The sequence below is a fragment of the Flavobacterium sp. HSC-32F16 genome (assembly GCF_024171645.1).
Lineage (GTDB): Bacteria > Bacteroidota > Bacteroidia > Flavobacteriales > Flavobacteriaceae > Flavobacterium.
On the sequence record NZ_JALKAC010000013.1, the window covers coordinates 125500 to 148765 of the forward strand.

The 23266-nt window shown below is 34.1% G+C and carries 11 protein-coding genes; 6 read left to right on the forward strand and 5 right to left on the reverse strand.

Translation table 11 applies throughout. The annotated features are described in order from the left end of the window. Positions 1 to 190 precede the first annotated feature (190 nt). From L1276_RS24865 to L1276_RS24875, 3 genes are all read left to right on the forward strand, one after another. Positions 191 to 4312 (forward strand): hybrid sensor histidine kinase/response regulator transcription factor, encoded by a 4122-nt coding sequence (locus L1276_RS24865; protein WP_253792574.1) that lies wholly within the window; start codon positions 191 to 193, stop codon positions 4310 to 4312. 562 nt (positions 4313 to 4874) lie between these two features. Further along, positions 4875 to 7883 carry a TonB-dependent receptor gene (locus tag L1276_RS24870; protein ID WP_253792575.1) on the forward strand — a complete coding sequence of 1003 codons (3009 nt, stop codon included), beginning with the start codon at positions 4875 to 4877 and terminating at the stop codon, positions 7881 to 7883. An 11-nt stretch (positions 7884 to 7894) separates the two neighbouring features. Continuing rightward, positions 7895 to 9388 (forward strand): RagB/SusD family nutrient uptake outer membrane protein, encoded by a 1494-nt coding sequence (locus L1276_RS24875; RefSeq protein WP_253792576.1) that lies wholly within the window; start codon positions 7895 to 7897, stop codon positions 9386 to 9388. Positions 9389 to 9511: 123 nt separating this feature from the next. Here L1276_RS24875 and L1276_RS24880 read toward each other — a convergent pair whose 3' ends face one another. Beyond that, positions 9512 to 10975, reverse strand: a complete 1464-nt coding sequence (locus L1276_RS24880) for an MFS transporter (protein WP_253792577.1) — start codon at positions 10973 to 10975, stop codon at positions 9512 to 9514. Between the two features lie 944 nt (positions 10976 to 11919). Here L1276_RS24880 and L1276_RS24885 point away from each other — a divergent pair. The 3 genes from L1276_RS24885 to L1276_RS24895 all read left to right on the forward strand — a co-directional run bounded on the left by L1276_RS24885 (position 11920) and on the right by L1276_RS24895 (position 15487). Then, positions 11920 to 13215, forward strand: a complete 1296-nt coding sequence (locus L1276_RS24885; RefSeq protein ID WP_253792578.1) for a glycosyl hydrolase family 8 — start codon at positions 11920 to 11922, stop codon at positions 13213 to 13215. A gap of 27 nt (positions 13216 to 13242) precedes the next feature. Continuing rightward, positions 13243 to 14364, forward strand: a complete 1122-nt coding sequence (locus L1276_RS24890; protein WP_253792579.1) for an alpha/beta hydrolase-fold protein — start codon at positions 13243 to 13245, stop codon at positions 14362 to 14364. A 208-nt stretch (positions 14365 to 14572) separates the two neighbouring features. After that, a complete protein-coding gene (locus tag L1276_RS24895) occupies positions 14573 to 15487 on the forward strand; it encodes a glycoside hydrolase (RefSeq protein WP_253792580.1) in 915 nt (304 codons plus the stop codon). A 106-nt stretch (positions 15488 to 15593) separates the two neighbouring features. Here L1276_RS24895 and L1276_RS24900 read toward each other — a convergent pair whose 3' ends face one another. The 4 genes from L1276_RS24900 to L1276_RS24915 form a co-directional block, all read right to left on the reverse strand. Beyond that, positions 15594 to 16985: an endo-1,4-beta-xylanase gene (locus L1276_RS24900; protein WP_253792581.1), complete on the reverse strand. Its 1392-nt coding sequence runs from the start codon at positions 16983 to 16985 to the stop codon at positions 15594 to 15596. 128 nt (positions 16986 to 17113) lie between these two features. After that, on the reverse strand, positions 17114 to 18217 hold the full coding sequence (locus L1276_RS24905; protein ID WP_253792582.1) for a hypothetical protein: 1104 nt from the start codon (positions 18215 to 18217) through the stop codon (positions 17114 to 17116). 8 nt (positions 18218 to 18225) lie between these two features. Continuing rightward, entirely contained in the window at positions 18226 to 19749 is a 1524-nt protein-coding gene (locus L1276_RS24910; protein WP_253792583.1) for a RagB/SusD family nutrient uptake outer membrane protein, read from the reverse strand. Between the two features lie 60 nt (positions 19750 to 19809). After that, complete coding sequence (locus tag L1276_RS24915; RefSeq protein ID WP_253792584.1) at positions 19810 to 22914, reverse strand: TonB-dependent receptor; 3105 nt, start codon at positions 22912 to 22914, stop codon at positions 19810 to 19812. Positions 22915 to 23266 lie beyond the last annotated feature (352 nt).

Consider the following 23266-nt stretch of genomic DNA (forward strand, 5'->3'; position numbering starts at 1 on the left):
GAATAATTCTACCTTTATGGTTTGTAAAGGTTTTAGAAAGCCGTCTGTAAAGAGGTGTGATATAATTTGAAACTGGCTTTAATACATTTTTTTAGAACACTAAAAAATGCATTTGGCCTTTTAAGCTTAAAAAGAAACAGCCCCAAGAATGTTTTATAACATTGAATTTTAATTTAACAATCATTTTATAATGTCCTCAAAGAAATGTTTTGCCATTTTGTTTTTTATCATGAACAGTTTATTTTCTCAAAATACATTTGAGAACTATCGATTTCGTTTAGTAGACAATGAGACTTCAAAAAGTGGTATTTATACCATTGCGCAGGATCAATTTGGTGTTATGTGGGTGGGCACAAATGGCGCAGGTTTGTACAAATATGACGGAATAAATTATGTGGGTTATGAGCAGGACTCCAAGCGCAGTAATTCCATAAACAGCAACTTAATTTATACTGTTTATGTAGATACAAAAAACCGTTTATGGGTAGGAACAGATGAAGGATTGTGTCTTTACAATCGTAATTTAGATACTTTTGAAAACATTGATCTTCGAAAACAAAGCCAAAAAGAAACTGTAATTTCTGTAAAAAGCATTATTGAAGACGATCATGGCAATATTTTTTTAGGAACGTTTAATAATGGACTGCTCAAACTAAACGTTAATTCCAGAGAAATTACAAGGCTTAAACTGGATACTCCAAATCCAGCCAACTATTTGATCAATTCTTTAGTAAAAGACAAAAAAGGAACAATTTATTTAGGAACCAATTCAGGTTTAAAAGTAGTTGATCCAATAAAAAATGAAGTAAAAAAAGTAAATATTGCCAAAGACAATGAATTACTCTCGGGCACAATTGTGTCTATGTTTTTTGACAGTAAACAAAATTTATGGATTGGAAATGGTTTTAAAGGACTGGTTAAAGCCGATTTATATTCTAAAGATAAAAAGGCTGTTTCTTATCCTATTACCAGAAAAAGAATCATGTCAATTCTGGCATCAGACCCAGAAACCATTCTTTGTGCCACAGAAAATGACGGTTTAATTATTATAAATGACCAGGGTGTTGTTCAAAAAAAATACATAAACAGCAAATACAATAATCGCAGTTTAGGCTCTAATTCTGTCTGGTCTTTATTTTTAGATAAAGAAAACAGAATCTGGCTGGGTTACTATAATAAAGGTTTAGGCGTTTTTGACCGAATAAAAAATAAAGTAAGAGGAATTGAAAGTTTAGCCGGAAATCCACAATCATTACAAACCAATTGTGTTACCAGTATCGCCAAAGATAACGAAGGCCAGTTATGGATTTCTATGGAAGGCGGAGGTGTCGATGTTTACAATCCCGAAACTAAAAACTTTAAGCACATTACCAAATTAGATACTCGATTTTATTCTGGATTAACCAATGGAAATATCACAAAAGTCTTTATTGATAAAAACCAGAATGTCTGGCTGGCCAGCTGGAATGAGGGAATCTTTTTTTTGAAGAAAGGAAGCAGGAACTTTATTAATTACAACACCAAAAATACTCCTGATTTAGCCTCAGACAATATTATGAGTATTACCGAAGACTCAAGAGGTGTGGTATGGATTGGCACTTTTTCAAAAGGACTACATTATTATACACCTTCAGACGGGCGTTTTCACCATTGTAATCAGAAACCATTTTATGCAAATGGAATGGTAAATTTAGATATTAGAAAAGTAATGGTCGATTCTGATGATGATGTTTGGGTTGGATCAACAACAGGTTTATACAAAGTCAGCACAAAGGATTTTGTTTCTTTTTCTGTGACTTCTTTACGCGATAAAATGTCAGAAAAGCTTAAAAATCATAAAAGCATACATACGATCAATACGCTTTATCAAACCAAAAACAAGGAAATTTGGATTGGTACAGACGGCGCAGGATTGTTCAGTTATAATAAAAAAACAGATGGACTTAAATGGTACATTAACTTCAATGGGCTTCATGAAAAATCGATAGCTTCTATTGTAGAATCAAACGATGGACGTATTTGGTTAAGCGGAAAAAAAGGGATCAGCAGACTGGATTTGAAAAACAAAACAACAGTCAATTATTCTACATATGACGGTTTGCTTGGAAATGATTTTAATAACAATTCAGTATTAAAAGACGAAAACGGAATTCTATATTTTGGAGGTTATGAAGGTCTCAATTATTTCAATCCTTCAAATTTGGTAAAAAGTAAAAAACAGCTTCCAATTTACTTTACAGATCTCAAACTTTTTAATAAATCAGTAAGACCTCTTGAAAAAAATTCACCCTTAATTAAAGTAATATCAGAAACAAAAAAGATAATTCTTAAACATGACCAGTCCGTATTTACAATTGATTTTATTGGTATAAATTACTCTTTTCCAGCCAGAAATGAATTTGCATATTATTTAGAAGGTTTTGAAGATTCATGGAATTATGTAGGCAGTAAACGCTCTGCAACATATACCAACTTAGCACCGGGCAAGTATCTTTTTAAGGTTAAAGCATCTGAAAAAAATGGAGCATGGAGCCAGAAACCATTAGAATTAGAAATTGAAATTTTACCGCCCTGGTGGAAAACATCATTTGCTTATCTTTTTTATTCGCTCTTGGTATTGGCTGCAATTCATTTTGGTAATCAATATTATCAAAACAGGTTCAAACAGAAACAATTGATACAATTTGAACAGAAGAAAGCAGTTCAGATTGAAAAATTAAATGATAAAAAATTACAGTTCTTTACTAATATTTCGCATGAGTTTAGAACGCCGCTTACTTTAATTTTAAATCCTTTGGGTGATATAATCAAAAACAATAGTCTGGAACTTTCGGGCAGTGTTTTGAATAAGCTGAAGACTATTCAAAAAAGTTCTGACAGACTTTCGAGATTAATCAACGAGCTTATGGATTTTAATCAGCTTCAGTTTAATAAAATGCCGCTGCAAGTACAACAGCTGGAAGTAGTGGGTTTCACAAAAGAAATTGTAAGTTATTTTGATGAGGAAGCTCAAAGCCGCGGAATTCAATTGCAATTTCAATCAGATAAAAAATCATTAAAAGACTGGGTAGATCCTAAAATGTTTGAGAAAATTATTTTTAATGTAATTTCTAATGCGTTTAAGGTTACTCCGGATAATGGAAAAATTATTGTAAAATTAATGGTTAATGAAGAACTGGTTTACTTTCCATTATTAAGTCCTGCGTATACCAATTCTTCTTTTTCGGTTATTGTTGAAGATACCGGCGCAGGACTGGATAAAAAAGACATTAAGCGGATTTTTGACCGTTTTTATCAGGTAAATAATTTAAATAAAGCGTATTATGGAAGTACTGGAATAGGTTTGGAAGTGGTTCGTGGATTTGTTGAACTTCATAAAGGAATTATCGATGTAGAAAGTGTTCTGGGAGCCGGCACAACTTTTAAATTGATATTTCCTATAGGAAAAGAATTCTTCAATCAAAATGAAATTTTAAATGAGGAATTTAAAAAAGAGAAAAAAATAAGTTTTACGCCTATTGTTGAAAAAGAAACTGTTGAGGTAGTAGAAGAACAGGAAAAAAAGGACCGGGTTTACACTATTTTAATTGTTGAAGATAATACGGAACTGCGAAATTATCTAAAAAATGAGCTTAAAAAAGAGTACAAAGTAATAACTGCCGAAAATGGCAGGATTGGTTTAGAAATCGCTTTGCAAAAACTGCCTGATTTGATTTTGACCGATGTAATTATGCCGGTAATGAATGGTTTAGAATTATGTAAAAATATTAAGGCAGATTTAAAAACAAGCCATATTCCGTTAATGATGCTCTCCGCAAAAGCATTAATCAAAGATAAACTAGAAGGAATAGATTCTGGTGCAGATATGTATTTGAGCAAACCATTTGATATGGATATTTTAAGATCCAGTTTAGTACAGCTTCTTAAAAGCAGGCAGATTATGTTTAATAAATTCTATAACGGTATTACTCCAAAAGCCAAAGAAAAAACTACAACACTGGATAATGATTTTATAAAAAATGTCCTGAATTATATCAATGAAAATATTAATGAATATGAGTTGAGTGTTGAGGTTCTGGCATCGAAGGTATTTTTAAGCAGAAGCCAGTTATATAGAAAAATTAAAACCCTTACCGGTGTTTCGGTAAATGAATTTATACGGAATGTGCGTTTAGAAAAAGCCAAAGAATTAATAGAACTGGGCAATGACAATATAACCGAAATTAGTATTAAAGTTGGTTTTAGTTCTCCTTCATATTTTACAAAATGTTATAAAGAAAAATACGGGCATCTGCCTACACATAATAAATAGTATATGCATTTTGTAAGAGTTTAAAAGACGGTTTATACCGTCTTTTTTTTGCTCAAATAATTAGAACAATTATAGATTTCTTAATGACGACTTTGGTGTTTTTATTATTAAAAATTAAAGTAATTAACAGTAAAAGCTTTTTTTTAAAAATTACTGAATAATTACAATCAGGGTCTTTTTTTATTTCATGCTTAAAAAAAGAAACACATTATTATTAAAATCCTATTTGTGTTTTATTTTGTAAATGTCTTAAAAACTGCTAATTAGGTGATTTCTGTAGTTTTCATGCTACAAAATTGATAGTTTTTGCATCATTTTTAATAGGTGAAATTTATCCTAACCTTATATTTTTGGATTGTAAGAAAACTAAATAACCCAGAAAACAAGTATTAACCATTTTAAAAATAACAGTATGAAATGAAACCAAATTATTTATTGAATTCTTTTCTAATTAAAAAACAGAAAAGAAGAAACAGCTTTTAAAATTTATAAATAAGCCATACAATAAATAAAAAACTTTACAACCGAATAACTATTTAAACTAATCAAAAAACCAATTGAAATGATGTTAAAATTAAAATTTGCAATAATTGCATTGCTAATAATCAGCAGTCATAATATAATGGCACAGTCAAAGACGATACAGGGGGTGATTACAGATCCCTCAGGGTTTCCGCTGCCAGGTGCCGGTGTTAATGTAGAAGGTTCGCAAAACAGCACCTCTACAGATTTTGACGGTAAGTATACTTTAAAAGGCGTAAACCCTACAGATAAAATTACATTTTCGTTTGTAGGATTGATTTCTCAAACGATTACAGTAGGCACCAGAAATAATATTGATGTTACATTAGCATTATCTACACAAAACTTAAATGAAGTTATAGTAGGTTACGGAACTCAAAAGAGAGCGAAGGTAACCGGAGCAATTTCGACAGTAGGCTCAAAAGATATAGCCGCAGTTCCTATTACAAATGCAGAGTCAGCTTTACAAGGAAGAGCCGCAGGGGTTACAGTTGTAAACGGTGCTCCGGGTTCTAATCCTACGGTTACTATTCGTGGTTTGGCTACAATGGGAAACAGTGCTCCTTTGTATGTAATCGACGGAGTTTTGACAGGGAACTTATCAGGACTGAGTCCTAATGATATTGAATCGATGTCTGTTTTAAAAGATGCTTCAACAACGGCTTTATATGGTTCAAAAGCTTTTAACGGAGTAATTATGGTAACGACTAAAAAAGGGAAAAAAGGACCAGGCCAGCTTAATTTTAGTACTTATTCCGGTTTTCAAACTATTACGAAAAGATATAATGTTTTAAACACGCAGCAATATCTTCAGTATGCCAAGGATCTGGGAAGTGATTTAACAGCAAGAGCAGCTGAATTTGGAAATACAAATACCAACTGGCAGGATGAGATTTTTCAAAGCGGTGTAATGCAGGATTATAATTTAAGTTTTTCGAATGGAACAGAAACTTCTACTGCCCGTTATTCTGCCGAATATTTAAAACAAGAAGGTGCCGTTATCAATACGGGCTTTGAACGTTATTCTTTTAGAGCAAATAACACACAAGACATCGGCAGACTTAAGGTAGGAAGCAATATTGGAATATCATTCAGTACAATCAATCCAGAACGTAGTTCAGGAGGAAGAACATTATTGGAACACGCTATTAAAATGTCTCCTTATTTGCCAGTTTACAATGATGCAAATTTAGGAGGCTTTCAAGGGCCAAGTGCTATTGATGGTAATGATGCTGAAAATCCTGTTCGTGTAGCAAATTTAGGATATCAAAAAATTAATAATTTATCAATTATAGGAAATATCTACGCTGAATTGGATATTTACAAAGGTCTTAAATTTAGATCACAAGTTTCATTAGACTATTACACAGGGAAAGACCATACATTTATACCTAGTTACGCAGATGGCTCTTACCACAGACAGGCATTTTCAACCACTAATGAAACAAATTCTCAAGGTCAGACCATTGTTTTTGATAACAGTTTGACTTATAAAACGACTATCGCAGCAAAACACAATATAGAAGTTTTGGGAGTTATAACTAAAATTGATGGAAAGTCACAAAATGTAGTGGCAGGAAGCCGTTACAATATTTCAGACGAAATTGATCAATTAAGATATAATGAAGGGAATTTAAGTTCTGCGAATTATGTCGAAAAGAATATTGGATATATAGCTCGTATCAATTACGATTATGACGATAAATATCTGCTTGCCGTTTCAGGACGACGTGATGCTTCTTCTCGTTTTGGTTCCAATAACCGCTGGGGGAACTTCTATTCAGTAGCTGTCGGATGGAATATAGCAAAAGAAAGTTTTATGGCAGATTCTGTTTTCAGTACCTTAAAACTTAGAGCAAGTACAGGAACGACAGGAAATGACAGAATAGACAATTATCAATACGCCGCGACATTGCTTGCTGATTATAATTATCCAATTGCAGGAGGAAATGCGCCGGGAGTATCTCTTGGGGTTGCTTCTAATCCTGATTTAAAATGGGAATCTAAAAAAGATAGAAATATAGGTGTGGATTTCGGTTTATTTGACGAAAAATTCACAGGATCTTTTGAATATTTTAATAATAAAAGCAGTGATATTCTTTTTGCAGTTCCTTTAGCCGCTTCGGTAGGATCTGCGGGCGGCGGAACTCAAGTTCAAAATATTGCCGATGTGAAAGTTTCCGGATATGAAATAAGCTTAGGTTATAATGACAGAAAAGGAGATTTTACCTGGTCTGCTGTAGCTAATTTAGGAACAAGTAAAAATGAGGTTACAAGTTTAGCTCCCGGAGTTACCAGTGTATTAGGCGGTCCAACGGCAAGAGCAGGTTTAGAAAACTTCTCAAGACTCGAAGTAGGCCAGCCGTTGTTCTACTTTTACGGTTATCAGACAAATGGAATTTATCAAAACCAAGCAGAAGTAGATGCGGTTTTTGGACCAGGACAGACTAATGTACAGCCAGGTGATATTAAAATTGTTGATCGTGACGGAAATAAAATCATCAATTCAAATGACAAAACCAATATTGGAAATCCATATCCTGATTTTACTTATGGTTTAAATATTACAGCAGCTTATAAAAAGTTCGATTTTAACTGTTTCATTACAGGAGTTCAAGGAAACGATATTTACAATGCCAATACTTTTGATTTAAAAGGAATGAATCGTTTGTTTAATGCCAGTACAGATGTTTTAGACAGAGCAGTTGTTGTAAACGGAGTGGTAACTAATCCATCGGCAAGTCTGCCCAGAGCGCAGGGAGCAGATATTAACTGGTCTTCAGCTAATCAGCGTTATATTGAAGATGGTTCATATACACGATTAAAGAATATCACATTAGGATATACATTATCAGGAGAAACATTTGATAATCATTTTTCAAATATAAGATTCTATGTAAGTGGTCAAAACCTTATTACTATTACTAAATATGATGGTTTAGATCCTGAAATTGCACGTGCAGATGCTAATGCAAATTCTGCGGGTATCGACTTAGGAAGATATCCACAGCCTAAATCAGTAATTTTTGGACTTGATGTTAAATTTTAATATATAAGATGATGAAAAAAATAAAACATATAGTTGCAGCATTGTTGGGAGTTTTCGCAATGCATTCATGCGACACTGCAGAATTAGAATTAAAAAATCCAAATACGCTGTCGCCGGACAGTTTCTTTAAAACGGCAGCTCAGGTAGAATCTTCTGTAAATGCGGCCTATGCCAATTTACAGACTAGAGGACTTTATGCCCGTAATCTTGCTTTTGCAATGGATCTTATGGGACAGGATGCAGCTGGAAATCCGCAGTTAGAAGGTAATAAAAAGCCTTTTCAGGATTTTTCTTTTAATGCAGGAAATGATATTATTCAGTACTATTGGGAATCTTGCTTTTTAGGTATATCCAGAGCTAATTTTGTGTTAAACAATGAAGAGAAGATTAATGCTTTGTCCAATTCAGTTTTATCACAAGAGAGAAAGAACAAGTTTTTAGCAGAAGCTCATTTTTTAAGAGCCTATTATTACTTTCTTTTAGTAAACCGTTTTGGTGATTTACCAATTTACAAAACCGGAACTATTATAGGGGCTGCAAGAAGTCCAAAGGCAGAAGTATATAATTTAATTAGAGCAGACTTTGAATATGCTTCTCAAAATCTGCTTTCTAAAAATGGAGAGCAGACAGGAAGAGCAACCAAAGAAGCAGCTTATGCTTATTTGGGTAAAGTATTGCTGTATGAAAAGAAATACGATTTGGCATTAGCAGCTTTAAATAATGTTACCGGATTCAGCCTTGAAGAAAAAGGTAATTTTTATAACAATTTCATGGAAGAAACGGAGCACGGCATAGAATCAATTTTTGAAATTGAGTTTAATGAAAACAATGGAACAGGAAACAAATGGGACGATGCAGGAAATAGCGGCGGAACGGGTTTTGCTGAGTCAACTCTGCGAGGACAGGAATATGGTAATTTAAGCTGGTTTAATGTATATCCGCCTGATGCTCTTTTAGATTCTTATGAGGCAGGAGATTTACGTTTTGGAGATACTTTTTACGTACCGGGTTCAAAATATGTAAAAGGAACGCTTACCATGACGGCAGATAATTTTAATACATCTGCGGGAGTTAGAAAAGCAGGCTGGAAAAAATACCAAAACTATTATAAAAAAGATGATGAAGCTGTACAATCTAGTATCAACTTTAAAGTTATGCGTTATTCAGATGTATTGCTAATGAAGGCAGAATGCGAAAACCAGAGAGATGGAGGTTCACAAACTGCAGCTATTGCCTATATCAAAGAGGTTAGAGATCGCGCAGGTTTAACAACTGTCATTACTCCAACAAAAGAAGCGGTTTTTGCAGCGATTGTTCATGAACGTAAAGTAGAATTTGCAGGTGAGCAAAGCCGTTTTGATGATATTATAAGATGGGGAAATGCAGCTACAGAATTAGCAGGTACTGGTTTTCAGGCTGGTAAAAGTGAATTATGGCCAATTCCTAACAGAGAAACATCTTCTAATCCAAATATAAAACCAAGTGATAATAATCCTGGGTATTAAATGATTAAATTATGTTAGTTTGAGTTAAGTTAGTATTCTGATAAACAGCGCATTTTTAATGCGCTGTTTGTTTTTTTAGTGAGTACAGTTTAAATTTTAGATTCCAATTCTAAAACCTACAATCTACTTTCTTCTTTCTTTCAAATCTGTTTCAATTTGAAATTCCATCTTCTTGTCTATTACATAAAAGCATAATAGAACGGCGCTTATAATAAACATAAACCCCGGATAAATGCTTATTGAAAGTTTAATACCTTCAACAGCTGCCGGAACCTGATTAACTTCTTCGGCTACATATCCATATTTAGAAAGAAAAGCCGCGCCTAATGCACTGCCTATACTTATGCCAATTTTTAATCCAAATATCATTGCAGAAAAGACAATAGCAGTCGCTCTCCGATTGTTTTTCCATTCACTGTAATCAGCCACATCAGCAATCATTGCCCACAATAGCGGAATTGTTACTCCGTATATAAAGCCATGTAGTAATTGAGTTAAAAACACCATTGCAACAGCAGATCTACTGTAGAAATTAAAGGCAAGAAGAGTCAGGGCAGATAAAAAAATAAAAGAGATATAAACGTTTCTTTTACCAAAGGAATCTGCCAGAGGTTTTGAAAACATAATTCCGAATATCATAAAAATAATTCCTCCGGCATTAAAAAGACTAAATGCAGAAGTTGGAGCATCCTTTGGCCAGTGAAAATCTACAAAACCCATTGCGGTTAAGGAATGATTCAGCTGTTCAATAAATGAGATAAAGCCAATATCATTTAAAAAAACAGTTTGCGCATCTGGATCTAAATAGTATTTAAAGTAAAAAACATACATACCGCCTTTTAAGGATAAAGTTATAAATACCAAAATAGTCACCAATAACATAACCAGCCACGGACCATTTTTAGATAAATCCATAAAATCCTGCTTCACCGTTGATTCCTGACTTTTAGAAGGGATAATTCTTTCTTTGGTAGTAAAAAAAGTAACCAGAAAGCAAATTACTCCAATAATAGCAAACAATATCATAGTATTTTTAAAACCGACTGCTTTGTCACCGTTTCCTAAAATTAAAACAAATGGAAGTAAAAGCGACTGAACTATAAATTGAGCAATCATTACCGCTACAAAACGGTAGGAGGAAAGACTGTTTCGTTCTTTCATTTCGCCAGTTAAAACGCCGCTTAAAGCAACATAGGGTAAATTGTTTGCTGAATAAATCAGTACTAAGAAAAAATAAGTCAGCAATGCATATGTTATCTTACCTGATATACCAAAATCAGGCGTTAAAAAAGAAAGAACCGCTGCGATTCCAAAAGGTAAAGAAGTCCATAATATCCAAGGCCTGAATTTTCCCCAGCGGGTTTGGGTACGATCAGCAATAACCCCCATAATGATATTAAAAAAAGCACCAATAAAGCCTCCCGTAAAAATAATTATACTTGCCGTTCCCGCAGGAATTTTATAAACATCGGTATAAAAGAAAGCCAAAAATGTGAGCAGAGTCTGAAAAATCAAATTCGCTGCAAAATCACCTAAACCGTAACCTATTTTTTCTAGTACAGAAAGTTTTTTCGATGTCTTACTCATAAATATATTCGCTGCTTTTTTAGGCTCTACTTTGTCAGGATATTTTTTTTAAAGTGTTTTTTGCATCACAAAAAAAGCACTTCTTTTTCATTCTTTGTATGGAGAATGTTAATGTAAAAATAGCTTGAAAGTTGAAATAAGTGTATCATTTTTGAAGCCTATAATAACATATTTGAAGCATGAGTCTGTTGGAGTAAATCTAGTAAATATAAATACCTGTTTTAGTAACGGATTTTAGAAAATAGAAATTTATAAAAGAGATTAAAATTGTATGTCGGCCAATGTTTTTTTGCTCGTATTTTGATCGAAAATTTATAAATGAAATAGAGCTCTTTTATATCATATAACTGAATTTGTTTAAAAATACACAACCAGTTGTTTTTGATTAAGAAATAATATCCTTTTTTACTGATGCATTTTGTATATAATTACTGAATTACATTGTTTAATGTGCTTTTTTAGTCAGTTTTGAGTTTTTTATACTTCTTTGATAAAACTAAAAAATTTCGTTTTATTTAATATTTTTTGATCTTACGTAAATAGATTTTTTGTATAATATTTATTTTTATGCTTAAAATAATTAATATAATATTTTTTAATTTCAAATTTTACAAATAATTGACAAAAAAAATATCATACAACCGGTTGTTTTTTAGTTGTTTTGTTTATATTTGTTGTACTACACTTTTTAAATTAGTGATGAAAACATCTCTATATGATAGAGTTACATAGATAGTATTGTTGAAAAAATTTTGAGTTATGTTAGTTAGTTTTTAAAAAGCCGAAAGAGATTGAACTTTCGGCTTTTTCCTGAAGAAGCAATGAAATAACTATTTCCTTTAAAAGTTGGGTAAAGTCAGATTAATTTAAAATCAATTTGAGATTAAAACCAATACCGGATTATATCATTGAAAATTTAAAATAAAAAACCAAAAACAGAAAATATGATTGTAGATAATACTGTTATAAATGAGCATCTAAAAAAGATCCGATTTTTAATATTGATTTTTGCTTTGATTATTCCGGTTTTTGTCATTAGCCAAAACAAAAACAAAACGAATAAATTAGAACTAAAAAGGCCTCACTATCGAAATCTTTTTAAGGAAGCAGGTTACAGCCAAATTGATATTGATAAGAAATTAAATAAAGCTTATTATGATGTTTTTGAAGGGCCAGACAAAGTTTATTTTGAGGAAGGCGATTCATTAGGATATGTTTCTGATATTAAAAATAAAGATGCCCGTACCGAAGGAATGTCATACGGAATGATGGTTGCCGTTCAGTTAAATAAAAAAGAGGTTTTTGACCGTATTTGGCGATGGTCTGTAAAATATATGCAGCATCAGGACGGACCAAGAGAAGGCTATTTTGCCTGGAGTGTAAATCCGCAGACCAAGAAACAAAATTCTCCTGGTTCTGCTTCAGATGGGGAATTGTATTATATAACTAGTCTGCTTTTTGCTTCTAATAAATGGGGTAATAATACGGGAATAAATTATTACAAAGAAGCCAGAAAAATTTTAGATGCGATGTGGAAAAAAGATGGTACCGGAAACATCTATAATATTATAAATACAGAACACAAACAGATTTCCTTTGTGCCCGAAGGAGGCGGGTACAATTGGACAGATCCTTCTTATCATGTTCCTGCCTTTTATGAAATATGGGCATTATATGCTAAAGACGGGCATGAGCAGTTTTATAAAGAATGTGCCGATGTTTCTCGCAATTTTTTACATAAAGCCTGTCATCCTGTAACAGGACTAACTTCAGATTATACTGAGTTCAATGGCGATCCGCATCCAACACCCTGGATGCCTGGCGGATTTCGTTACGATTCCTGGCGTGTTCCTATGAACATTGCAATGGATTACACTTGGTACGGAAAAGATAAAGAATGGCAGGAAGATTATGCCAAACGATTTCAAGATTTCTTAAGATCGAAAGGGTTGGACACATATGAAGATCAGTTTAATGTGGATGGAACTACTCCAGAGTTTATTCTTCAGGCTGGTCCAGTCAAAAAACTAAGACATTCCATTGGTCTGGCAGGAACAGCAGCAACGGCATCATTAGTAAATAAAGATAAAGCAAGTTTAGATTTTGTTCATGCGGTTTGGAATGCCAAGCTTGAACCTTATGAAGACGGTTACTTTGATCCGTATTACGATGGATTAATGTACCTTTTTAGTTTAATGCATCTTAGTGGAAACTACCAAATTATAGCGCCAAAAGGTTAACCAGATTTTAAACTTAAAAATTAAAATATGAAACAGTATGTAATGGTTGTGTTATGGATATTTGTTTTATCAACCTCATTGGGTTTTGCGCAGACAAACCCGAATTCTATTCTGGAAGATTTTAAACCATCGGCATTTAATCAGCCCGGACAGGAATATCCAAAAGTAAATTCTCAGGGTTATGCACGATTTCAAATTGCAGCTCCAGAAGCAAAGTCTGTTGTAGTAAGTCTTGGGTTAGGAGGAGCAAAAGGAGGGACAGTTCTTGTAAAAGATCAGGATGGTTATTGGAGAGGCACAACAGCCGGCGCAATGGATGAGGGCTTTCATTATTATCATGTCACTGTCGACGGCGGCATTTTTAACGATCCGGGAGCACTTAATTTTTTTGGATCTACCCGTTGGGAAAGCGGTATCGAAATCCCGGCGCATGATCAGGATTTTTATGCTCTGAAACAGGTGCCGCATGGAAATGTACAACAGATTCTTTTTCCTTCAAAAAGCACCAATACTTCGCGCAGAGCTTTTGTTTACACTCCGCCGGGATATCATAAAGATAAAAATACCAAATATTCTGTTTTGTATTTACAACATGGCTGGGGAGAAGATGAAACGGCCTGGAGCAATCAGGGACGCGTCAATTTAATTATGGACAATTTAATTGCCGAAGGTAAAATAAAACCCTTCATTATCGTTATGACTTACGGAATGACAAATGACGTTAAATTTGGCGGTTTGGCAAGTTTTAAAATAGAACCCTTTCAGACAGTTCTTGTTGATGAGTTAATTCCTTATGTTGATTTAAATTTCCGAACAGTCTCTAATCAGGCCAATCGTGCCATGGCCGGTTTGTCAATGGGCGGAATGGAAACACATTCTATTACGCTTAATAAACCCGAGGTTTTTTCTCATTATGCACTTCTAAGCGGAGGTATTTACAAACCTGAAGAAATTAAGGTTAAATCAAAAGTAAAACTGATTTTTATAAGCTGTGGCAGCCGAGAAAAACCAGAAGGTGTACAAACGGCTGTAAAAAACCTGAAAGAGTCAGGTTTTAATGCTGTTTCGTATGTTTCAGAAAATACTGGACATGAATTTTTAACCTGGCGCCGAAGCTTTAAAGAATTAGCACCGCTTTTATTTAAATAGTAGTTAAATTTTTATGTGAATGTAAAATTGTTGACTGGAAAAAAAAGCAAACTTTTCAACTTCTAATTTCTATTTTTCTGCATCATTTTTTTCATAATAGTGCAAAATACAACATCTATGGTATTAACTGCCTCAAATTTAGTATCCTGTTTTATCATATAGAGTTATTTTTATTATTTAATAAATATTAACATCTAAACCACAAATTATGAGAAAGTTAAACAGTATTACATTATTACTCGCATGTGTTTTAGGATTTTCTTCCTGCGCTGAAAATTCTGCAACAGAAAAAACATCAGATAAGATGAGTACAAATGGGAGTACTAAAAAAATTGCCGGAGCTCCCTGGGTAAAACAATTTGAAGATACATTTGATGTAGGCTCCAGTCTCTCACAATGGACAAAAGAACAACGTGCCGATTACAATTCCTGGTATTGTGACTATGCCAGTTCAGTGCCTTCCACACAATGGCGGGACGGAAGACAATGTTTGGAAATCAAGACCACAAAATTAAGTACGTACAAATATCAATCTGGTTTCATTACTTCTAATTATCAATACAAGCCAGAAAATAATACAGAGTACATGCTTTCGGCTAATATTAAATTAATAGCGATGGATGGCGGGACTTATAAGTCTTTTAAAGATACGTATGGTGCGTGGCCGGCTTTTTGGTCTGTGCAGGGAAATGGATGGCCGACAAAAGGGGAGATCGATATTATGGAAGGTTATTCGTTTGCGCCTAATGCAAGTCGTTTTACTTCGAATATTTTTTATGGTACTTCAGTTGGAAACAACTTATTAGGAAATTCAGCAGAAAGAAATTATCCGTCGAATTTTAATATAGACGGAAATAACGGATGGCATTTATATGAATCTTTTTGGAAAATGCAAAACAACGTAGTTACTGTAACCATAAAGGTTGATAATGTAACAGTTGCAACCTATACAAATAGCAGTGTATCGAATCTTAATTTTAATAATTTCGGAACACATTCGGTTATTTTTAATGTAAATGTGGGTTCAAAAGACTCGAATTTTATAGATCCTAATAAACTAAACTTATTTTCAACCGTAATGATGTGGGTAGATGATGTTACGGTTTACAAAAGACCAATTTAATATAAACACGAATTACACCAATTAACACTAATTCGTTTGTGAAATTAATTTCGCAAACGAATTTTTAAATTTGTGCTAATTTGTGTAATTCGTGTTATAATAAAATTTAATCTAAACCTTCAAGGAATCCAGTGTGTGAACTTTTGACTGCAAAATTGGAATCGTACAATAAAGGCCAGTCATTTCCCGGATGATTCAGTTCAGTGCTGTACGGAATCCATGATTCATTATCTTTCATTCCCCAAATTGTTAAGGCGTATTTATTAGCTGCCGGAATTGCATTATAAATTTTTACCATTTCTTTGTATTTTGCTTTTTGAGCCAGTCTTCTTTCGTTTGTAAAACTAGAAATATCATTAGATTGGTTTACTTGTATATCCAATTCAGAGACATGAATTTTCAAGCCTTTTGCCACTGCTCTGTTAAGATCAGTTTCTATTTGCGCTTTTGTTGGGCTTAAATAAGTGTTATGCATTTGAAAACCAACACCATCAATAACCTTTGCTGTTTTTAGATCCTCCAAAATAGTAAATACTTTGTCTTGTTTTGCAATATTAGTTGAGGTAGCATAATCATTGTAGAATAATAATAATGATGTATCACCTGCAGCAATTGCGGCGTTTCTTGCCCATTGAAAACAGTCTTTTACATAGTTTGGTCCCATTCGCTGCAAGAAAATAGTATTTCTCATGACACCGCCATTGTCATCTACAGCTTCGTTAACCACATCCCAGGATTTTACTTTCCCTGCATAATGCGTAACCACATCTGTAATGTATTTTTTTACTTCTGCGGCAAATTCAGCATCAGTACCAGAGAAATCTTTTAGCCATTGCGGCACCGCATTATGCCAAACTAAAGCATGACCATGAACATTGATATTATTAGCATTTCCATACGCCGCAATTTTATCAGCTGCAGTCCAGTTGTAAACACCGCTTGCAGTCGAAATTTGATCCATTTTCATTTCGTATTCCGCAGAAATACTGCTGAATTCATTTCTCAGGATAACATCATAAGGCGTTCCGTTTGTTAGTTGTGAAGCTTTTATAGCCATACCTACAAAAAATGGATTAGCTGATTTATTTACTTTTACCTTTAAAAAAGTTGGATCTTCAGGAATGCCGTTAGAGCCGGTAGTAACCACACTAATGACATTAGAATAATCAGAAATTTGGGCTTCTGTTTTAGCTCTCACTCGGTAATAATATTGTGTTCCCCCGGTCAGGCCTGCTACAACTTCGTTTAAATCTGTAACTTCTTTTGCATTGTAATTTGTGACAAAAGAAGCAAAATCTTCGGTGGTTGAAACATCCAGAAGATAGGTTTTTGAATTGGAAACATAATTCCATTTTGCTTTAAAACCATTATCGGTTACATCTTTTGGAGCGTTTGCAACTGGCGTTTCCAGTGTTTCTACAGCGTCATTATCGTCTTTTGAGCACGCATTTAAAAAAAAGACGAGGCTGGTCAGCATTAATAAAAATTTAATTTTCATACTGTTTTTTATTATAGGATATTCTTTTAAAAAGAATATCCTTATTTATAGTTTATTTAGTTGCTTTACTTTTTAAAAGAGGCTGTAATTGAAACAGCCTCTTTTTTAAAATTTAAAAGTCGATGAATTTATTGGTAACGAATTTTAATATTATCAAATTTAATGGCACTTGGATTAGGTGAATCTCCCTGAGCAACCCCCACCTTAATTTCTGTAATTTTAGATGGATTTATAGTGGCTGCTGTATTCGATCCAAAACCGTAATTATCTGTAAAAGCAGCGATTGATATGGTTTTTGTAGTCCAGTTTACATCGGTGATTTTAAAATTATAGCCATAGTCTTTACCATCAATAGTATTTAATTGAATGGCAAATTGAGCTCCAACAACATTCGCACTTACATCAATATCTATAAAAGCTTTTGTTGCATCTGTATTAGAACTACTTAAGAAACCGGTTCCTGTTCCGCCGCTGCTTCCGTTATAACCATTTGCAGTTGAACCACCCCAGACCAATGTGGTGTAATTTCCTGTCGGCCCGCCTGCAGTGCTGGTGTTAAAACTTTCTACATCTCCATAAGAAGTCCATTCTGTTCTGGCTCCGTTTCCGTCAAAATCAGATACTAAAACAATCGTAGCAAAATCGATTGTTTTTTTGGCGGCACCTCCCGGTGTAGTAACGACCAGTTCTGATCCTGAAACCGCATTTGCAGGTAAACCAATTATAATTGAAGAAGATGATTTTACAGTATAACTTACCGCTTTTCCGTCTAAGGTTATGGATGAGATATTATAAAACCAAGTACCTTCAATTTCCAGAGGAAATCCCGGAGTTGCTACTGCCGGAATTGTTTTTGTAATCGTAGGGACCGGCTGTAAAAGCTCGATGTTTTTAGTTACCGAACCAGATGCGGTTGTAAACGTAATGGGCTGAACACCAAATCTGCTTCCTAGTTTTTCATCAAAAGGAATAGTAAAAATAAATGCTTTATCTGAATTATAATTGGGATTGAAAGTGATGTTAATTGTATTGTCCAGCGTAATCTTTTTTAACCCTTCTAAACCTTTGCCTTCAACTCTGATTTTGTTTAATGGAAAAGCCTGGTTAAGTAAATCTCCGGGTTCAGCAACCATAGCATCTACGTTTGCAGTAACCGTATCGTCATTTTGACAAGCTGTAAAAGAGACCAGCGCCAAAAGAATCAGAATTCTATATTTTATTTTATTGATCATGATATAAGTTAGTTAAAGTTAAAAGGAACCGGCACTTCTAATAATGATGGATTTGTATCAATAGCAGACTGTGGTAACGGCAGTTCAAAATAATTGTTTCCAGGAGTTATTTTTCTTGAGATCAAATCGGTTCTGGCATCATCAGAATAAAAACCAACTTCTTGCTGCGAAATGATTGCTGTCGCTTCGGAAAGACCGCGGCGTTTTAAATCGAAGAAATACTGTCCTTCCAGCGCAAATTCAACTCTTCTTTCATTAAATAATTCATCTCTGGTCAATACTGTTTTAGCTGGTAATCCGGCTCTTGCTCTTACTTCATTAAAAGAACTTAAAGCAGATGCTGAAGTAGTAGAACCAGCTCCGGCCAAAATCGCTTCAGAATTCATTAATAAAATATCAGAATATCTTAATATGATTGTGTTTTGTGATGTTCTCATAAAAAACACATCGTTTCTTTCTGCAGCAGAACCTACAATGTATTTTCTGAAATTAGCTGCCGTAGAGGAGTATATTTTTTTATAGGCAAAGCCGCCTTGATTTTTTAACAATTCAGGGTAAAAGTCACCATCTGTCATGATTGTACTCTTTTTTCTGATGTCTTTTGGCTCAAATCCATTTTGTAATGAGATAGAAGGAAGGTAAACTCCCCATCCGTCACCGCCACCCGTAATTCCTGTACCGCCAGGAACGATATAAGCCTGATTGGTATTTTGTGTTCCCCATTCTGTAGCAATAGCTTTCCATTGCAGGGCAAACATACTTTCTGAGCTGTTGTTATTCTCCGGACTGCTGAACAAGTTTCCGTACTCCTGAATTAAAATATATTGATTTCCAATAATTTTTTGGGTTAAAGCGGCACATTCTCCATATTCATTCAAAGTCAAATGTACTTTTGCCAAAATACCCATAGCGGCATATTTCGTAACGTATCCTTTCTTTGCACCTCTTTCAGGTAAATTTGCGACAGCATATTCTAAATCCTGTTTGATGAATTTATAAACATCAGAAACAAGATTTCTTTTTGGCTGTGCTGCAGAACCCGCTTTATTAATAATAGGTACAGCTCCAAAAGTTCTTACCAGATAGAAGTAAGCATTTGCTCTCATGAATCTAGAAATTGCAATAGCATTTTTATACGATGCTTCGGGCAGTTCGTTTTTTCGGTCTTCGACTAAACTCATTAAGTTATTAGATTGATCGATAACCGAAAATAATGAAACGTATCCTTCTGTCAGGATTGGGTTTTGTGACGTTACCTGAGCATCTTTAAACTGCGAATAAGCACCATCAAATGTAAAAGCATTACCTGCGTACATGTCTCCAACAGCGATTAGGAATTTATCATTAAAAGTAAACCACGGTTTAAAATACAAACTCTCAGCAATTCCGTCAAAAGCGGTAACTCCTTCGGGTAAATCGCTTGGTGTTAATTGATTTTCAGACGGTGCATCCAAAAAATCATCTGAACAGGAAAATAAAGACAGCAATGGCAGCAGCATTCCCATCATAAAAAATTTAAAAAGTTTTTTCATAACTATATTTTTATGTTAATGAGTATGAATCATTAAGTTAAATGTGTGTTTTTATCAATCTTAGAATTCTAAATTCACTCCAACAGAAGTTGTTCTTGGCACAGGATAACGTCCTAAATCAATTCCGCTCAGTGTAATATTCTGATCTAAATTTCCAAGTGCTGGGTCAAAGCCAGTATATTTTGTAAACGTGTATAAATTTTGAACGTTTACATACAATCTTACTTTAGAGATAAAAGAGTTATCGAATATTTTGCTTGGTAAATCGTAGCTCAACGAAATATTTTGAATTCTTAAATAAGAACCGTCTTCAACAAATCGATTCGAAATTCTTCCGTTACCATTTGGGTCATTTAGTGTAATCCTCGGCACATCTGTATTTTCGTTTACTCCAGATTCAAAAGCGTGCATTGCCTGAGTACTTACGTTTCCAAACCTATCGCCAAATCCCGGATAAATTCCGTCTATGTAATGACGTGTAAAGTTGTAGATCTGGCTGCCTTGGCTTCCTGTTAAAACCACTCCAAGATTGAAGTTCTTGTATCTGAAATTATTGGTAACAGCGTACGTAAAATCAGGAATAGCATCTCCAATAGCCGTCTGGTCTTTACTGTCAATTTTTCCATCGCCGTTAAGATCCTTAAAACGAATATCTCCAATTCCTGTTCCTGTTTCCTGAGTTGGTCCTGCAGTTAATTCGGCAGCATTTTTAAATAAACCATCGGTAACATAACCATAAAATTGTCCTACCGGCTGTCCTTCTGTAGTTCTGGTAACGTTGTATAGATCAAATTGTACTTTTCCTAATAACGATTTTCCTTCGCCTTGAAAACTGGTCAGTTCATTATTGTATTTTGAAAAGATAATTGTTGTGTCCCAAGTAAAATTTTCGCTTGCAATATTTCGAGTATTCAGCGTAAGCTCGATTCCTTTGGTTACAATTTCACCCGTATTCAGGTAATAATTAAGCGCACTTTGATTCGATTCGTCATTAATTTGTTTGGTCAGGAAATCGGATGAGTTTTTAATATAATAGTCAAAATCTAATTTCACTCTATTGTTAAGCATCGCCAATTCAAAACCAGTATTGAAAGATTTAAGAGATTCCCATTTAATATCAGGATTTCCTAAATTGTCAATTGTTGGCGATACGCCTCCAAAAGGAGAAGAAAGCAATGATAGAATAGTCTGGTATCGGTTTGCCGGAATATTTTGATTTCCTACTGTACCGTAACCTGCTCTAAATTTTAAGTAATTGATGCTGTTTGATAAAGGCTCAAAGAACTTTTCGTTACTCACTGTCCAGCCTCCAGAAAAGGATGGAAAATAACCCCATTTATTATTAGGTCCAAAGTTGGATGAAGCATCTGCTCTTAAAGAAGCTGAGAAAGAATATCTGTCTGAAAAACTGTAATTTAACCTCGAAATATAAGAGGTCATTGACCATCTGCCAGAACCATTTCCGTTTACTGCCGTGTCAATATCGCCAATATTTAAATTCGTGAAATCTTTATTTAAAAACTCACCAGTTCTATAACCGCTTAAATATTCATAACGGCTTTCCTGTGCTTCCTGCCCCAATAAGAAAGTAAAATTGTGTTTCTTGTTGATTGTTTTATTGTAAGTCAAATAATTTTTGATGTTCCAATAATAACTTTGATCCTGCTGTTTAAATGATTTGTTTAAAAGTTCAGATACATTTCCTAAAGTATATTTAGGCGCAAAAGTGCTGCTTTTTGCAAAATTTAAATCATACCCTAATTCAGATCTAAAAACCAAACCTTTGAGCAGCGTAAAATCAGCAAATAAATTTCCATTGATTTTAAATCTTTCGGTAGTCGAGTTATTGTATTCAGACAAAGCGATTGGGTTAGTTGCCTCATTTGCGGATGATCCTAAACCACTTGTCGGCCCAGCATAAGAACCATCTGGAGTTCTAACCGGTAATTCTGGAGATTGTCTTAAAGCGTTCATAACTAATCCGCCTCGGTCATCGTTTCTTACTACCTGCTGAGACGATTTACTTACTGATAGATTGTTACCAATTTTAAGCCATGATTTTACATTAGAATCTACATTTAAGCGCATAGATAATCTGTTGAAATCTGAATTTAAAACAATTCCTTCCTGATCAAAATAGTTTAACGAGGTGTAATAACGTGTTCCTTCTTTTTCGCCGGAAAATGAAAGCTGATGGTTGTACATTGTAGCCGTTCTAAAAAGTTCATCCTGCCAGTTGGTTCCATTTCCTAATAAATTAGGTTTTTGATATTGATAAGGAACAGGCTCTCCATTTAATTTGAAAATTTTTGCCTGATAAGCGGCATACTCAGGCAGGTTTAAAACATCAACTGTATTTCTTATTTCCTGAGTTCCTAAATAGGTTTCGTATGTAAATTTGGATTTTCCTTTTTTTCCTTTTTTTGTCGTAATCAAAACCACACCGTTTGCACCATTTGCACCATAAATTGCAGTTGCTGATGCATCTTTTAAGATGTCGATAGTTTCAATATCTGAAATATTTAAACCAGACAAAGCTGAGTTTTTTGTTTGTCCGTTTCCTCCGCCTAAAGCACTAAAAGAAAACGTATCATTGTTTTTATCTGCAAAAACCGGAGTTCCATCTATTACATACAAAGGTTCATTTCCATTAATAGAAGTAATTCCTCTAATCTGCACCGAAATTCCACCTCCCGGCGTTCCTGAATTTTGAGTAACATTTACACCCGCAGCTTTACCTACCAGCGCCTGATCGATAGAAGTAAAAGGTTTGTCCTGAATTTCAGAAGCTTTGATAGAAGAAACGGCACCATTAATATCTTTTCGTTTTGAAGTTCCGTACCCGATAACTACTACTTCATTTAATTTCTCAAGGTCATTTACCATTGTAATCTGCATAACTTCTTTTGTATCTGCCGGGATTGATAAATTTTTATATCCTACATAACTAAAAAGAAGCAGTGCTTTTGGTTCTACATTGTTTAAAACGAAGCTGCCGTCAAAATCAGTAACCGTTCCGTTTTTTGTTCCTTGTACTATTACGCTTACACCCGGCAGAATGGCGCCGCCTGATGTTACTTTACCTTTAACAGTTTGAGCGTAGAAAAAATTTCCCCACATACATACTATTAAACACAATAGTTTTTTTAATGTTCTTTTCTGCATAAAATTTGGTTGTTAGTTTAATTGAAATAATTAGTTAATCGTTAAGTTTTAGAAAACATTTAAAATTTTGATCTTCTGCCGATTGATTATTTTGAGTTTTGGCAAGAGATTTTTTTTCTTAAATATTTCTTAACGAAAGTAGATTGTAGAGGTGTTGTATTGTAGAACAGATGATGCATATTGTGCAACAGATGATGCAAAAAAAACATCCGAGCCCCTATTATAAGCCAAATAAGCCCCCTTAGCAGGAAAAGAAGCGCTGAGGTATTGCTAAAATTTTCACTTAAAAAATAGTGTTTGTTTAAAAAAGAACAGGAATATTTTTGATATGTTGATTTTTATTTGAAGTTAA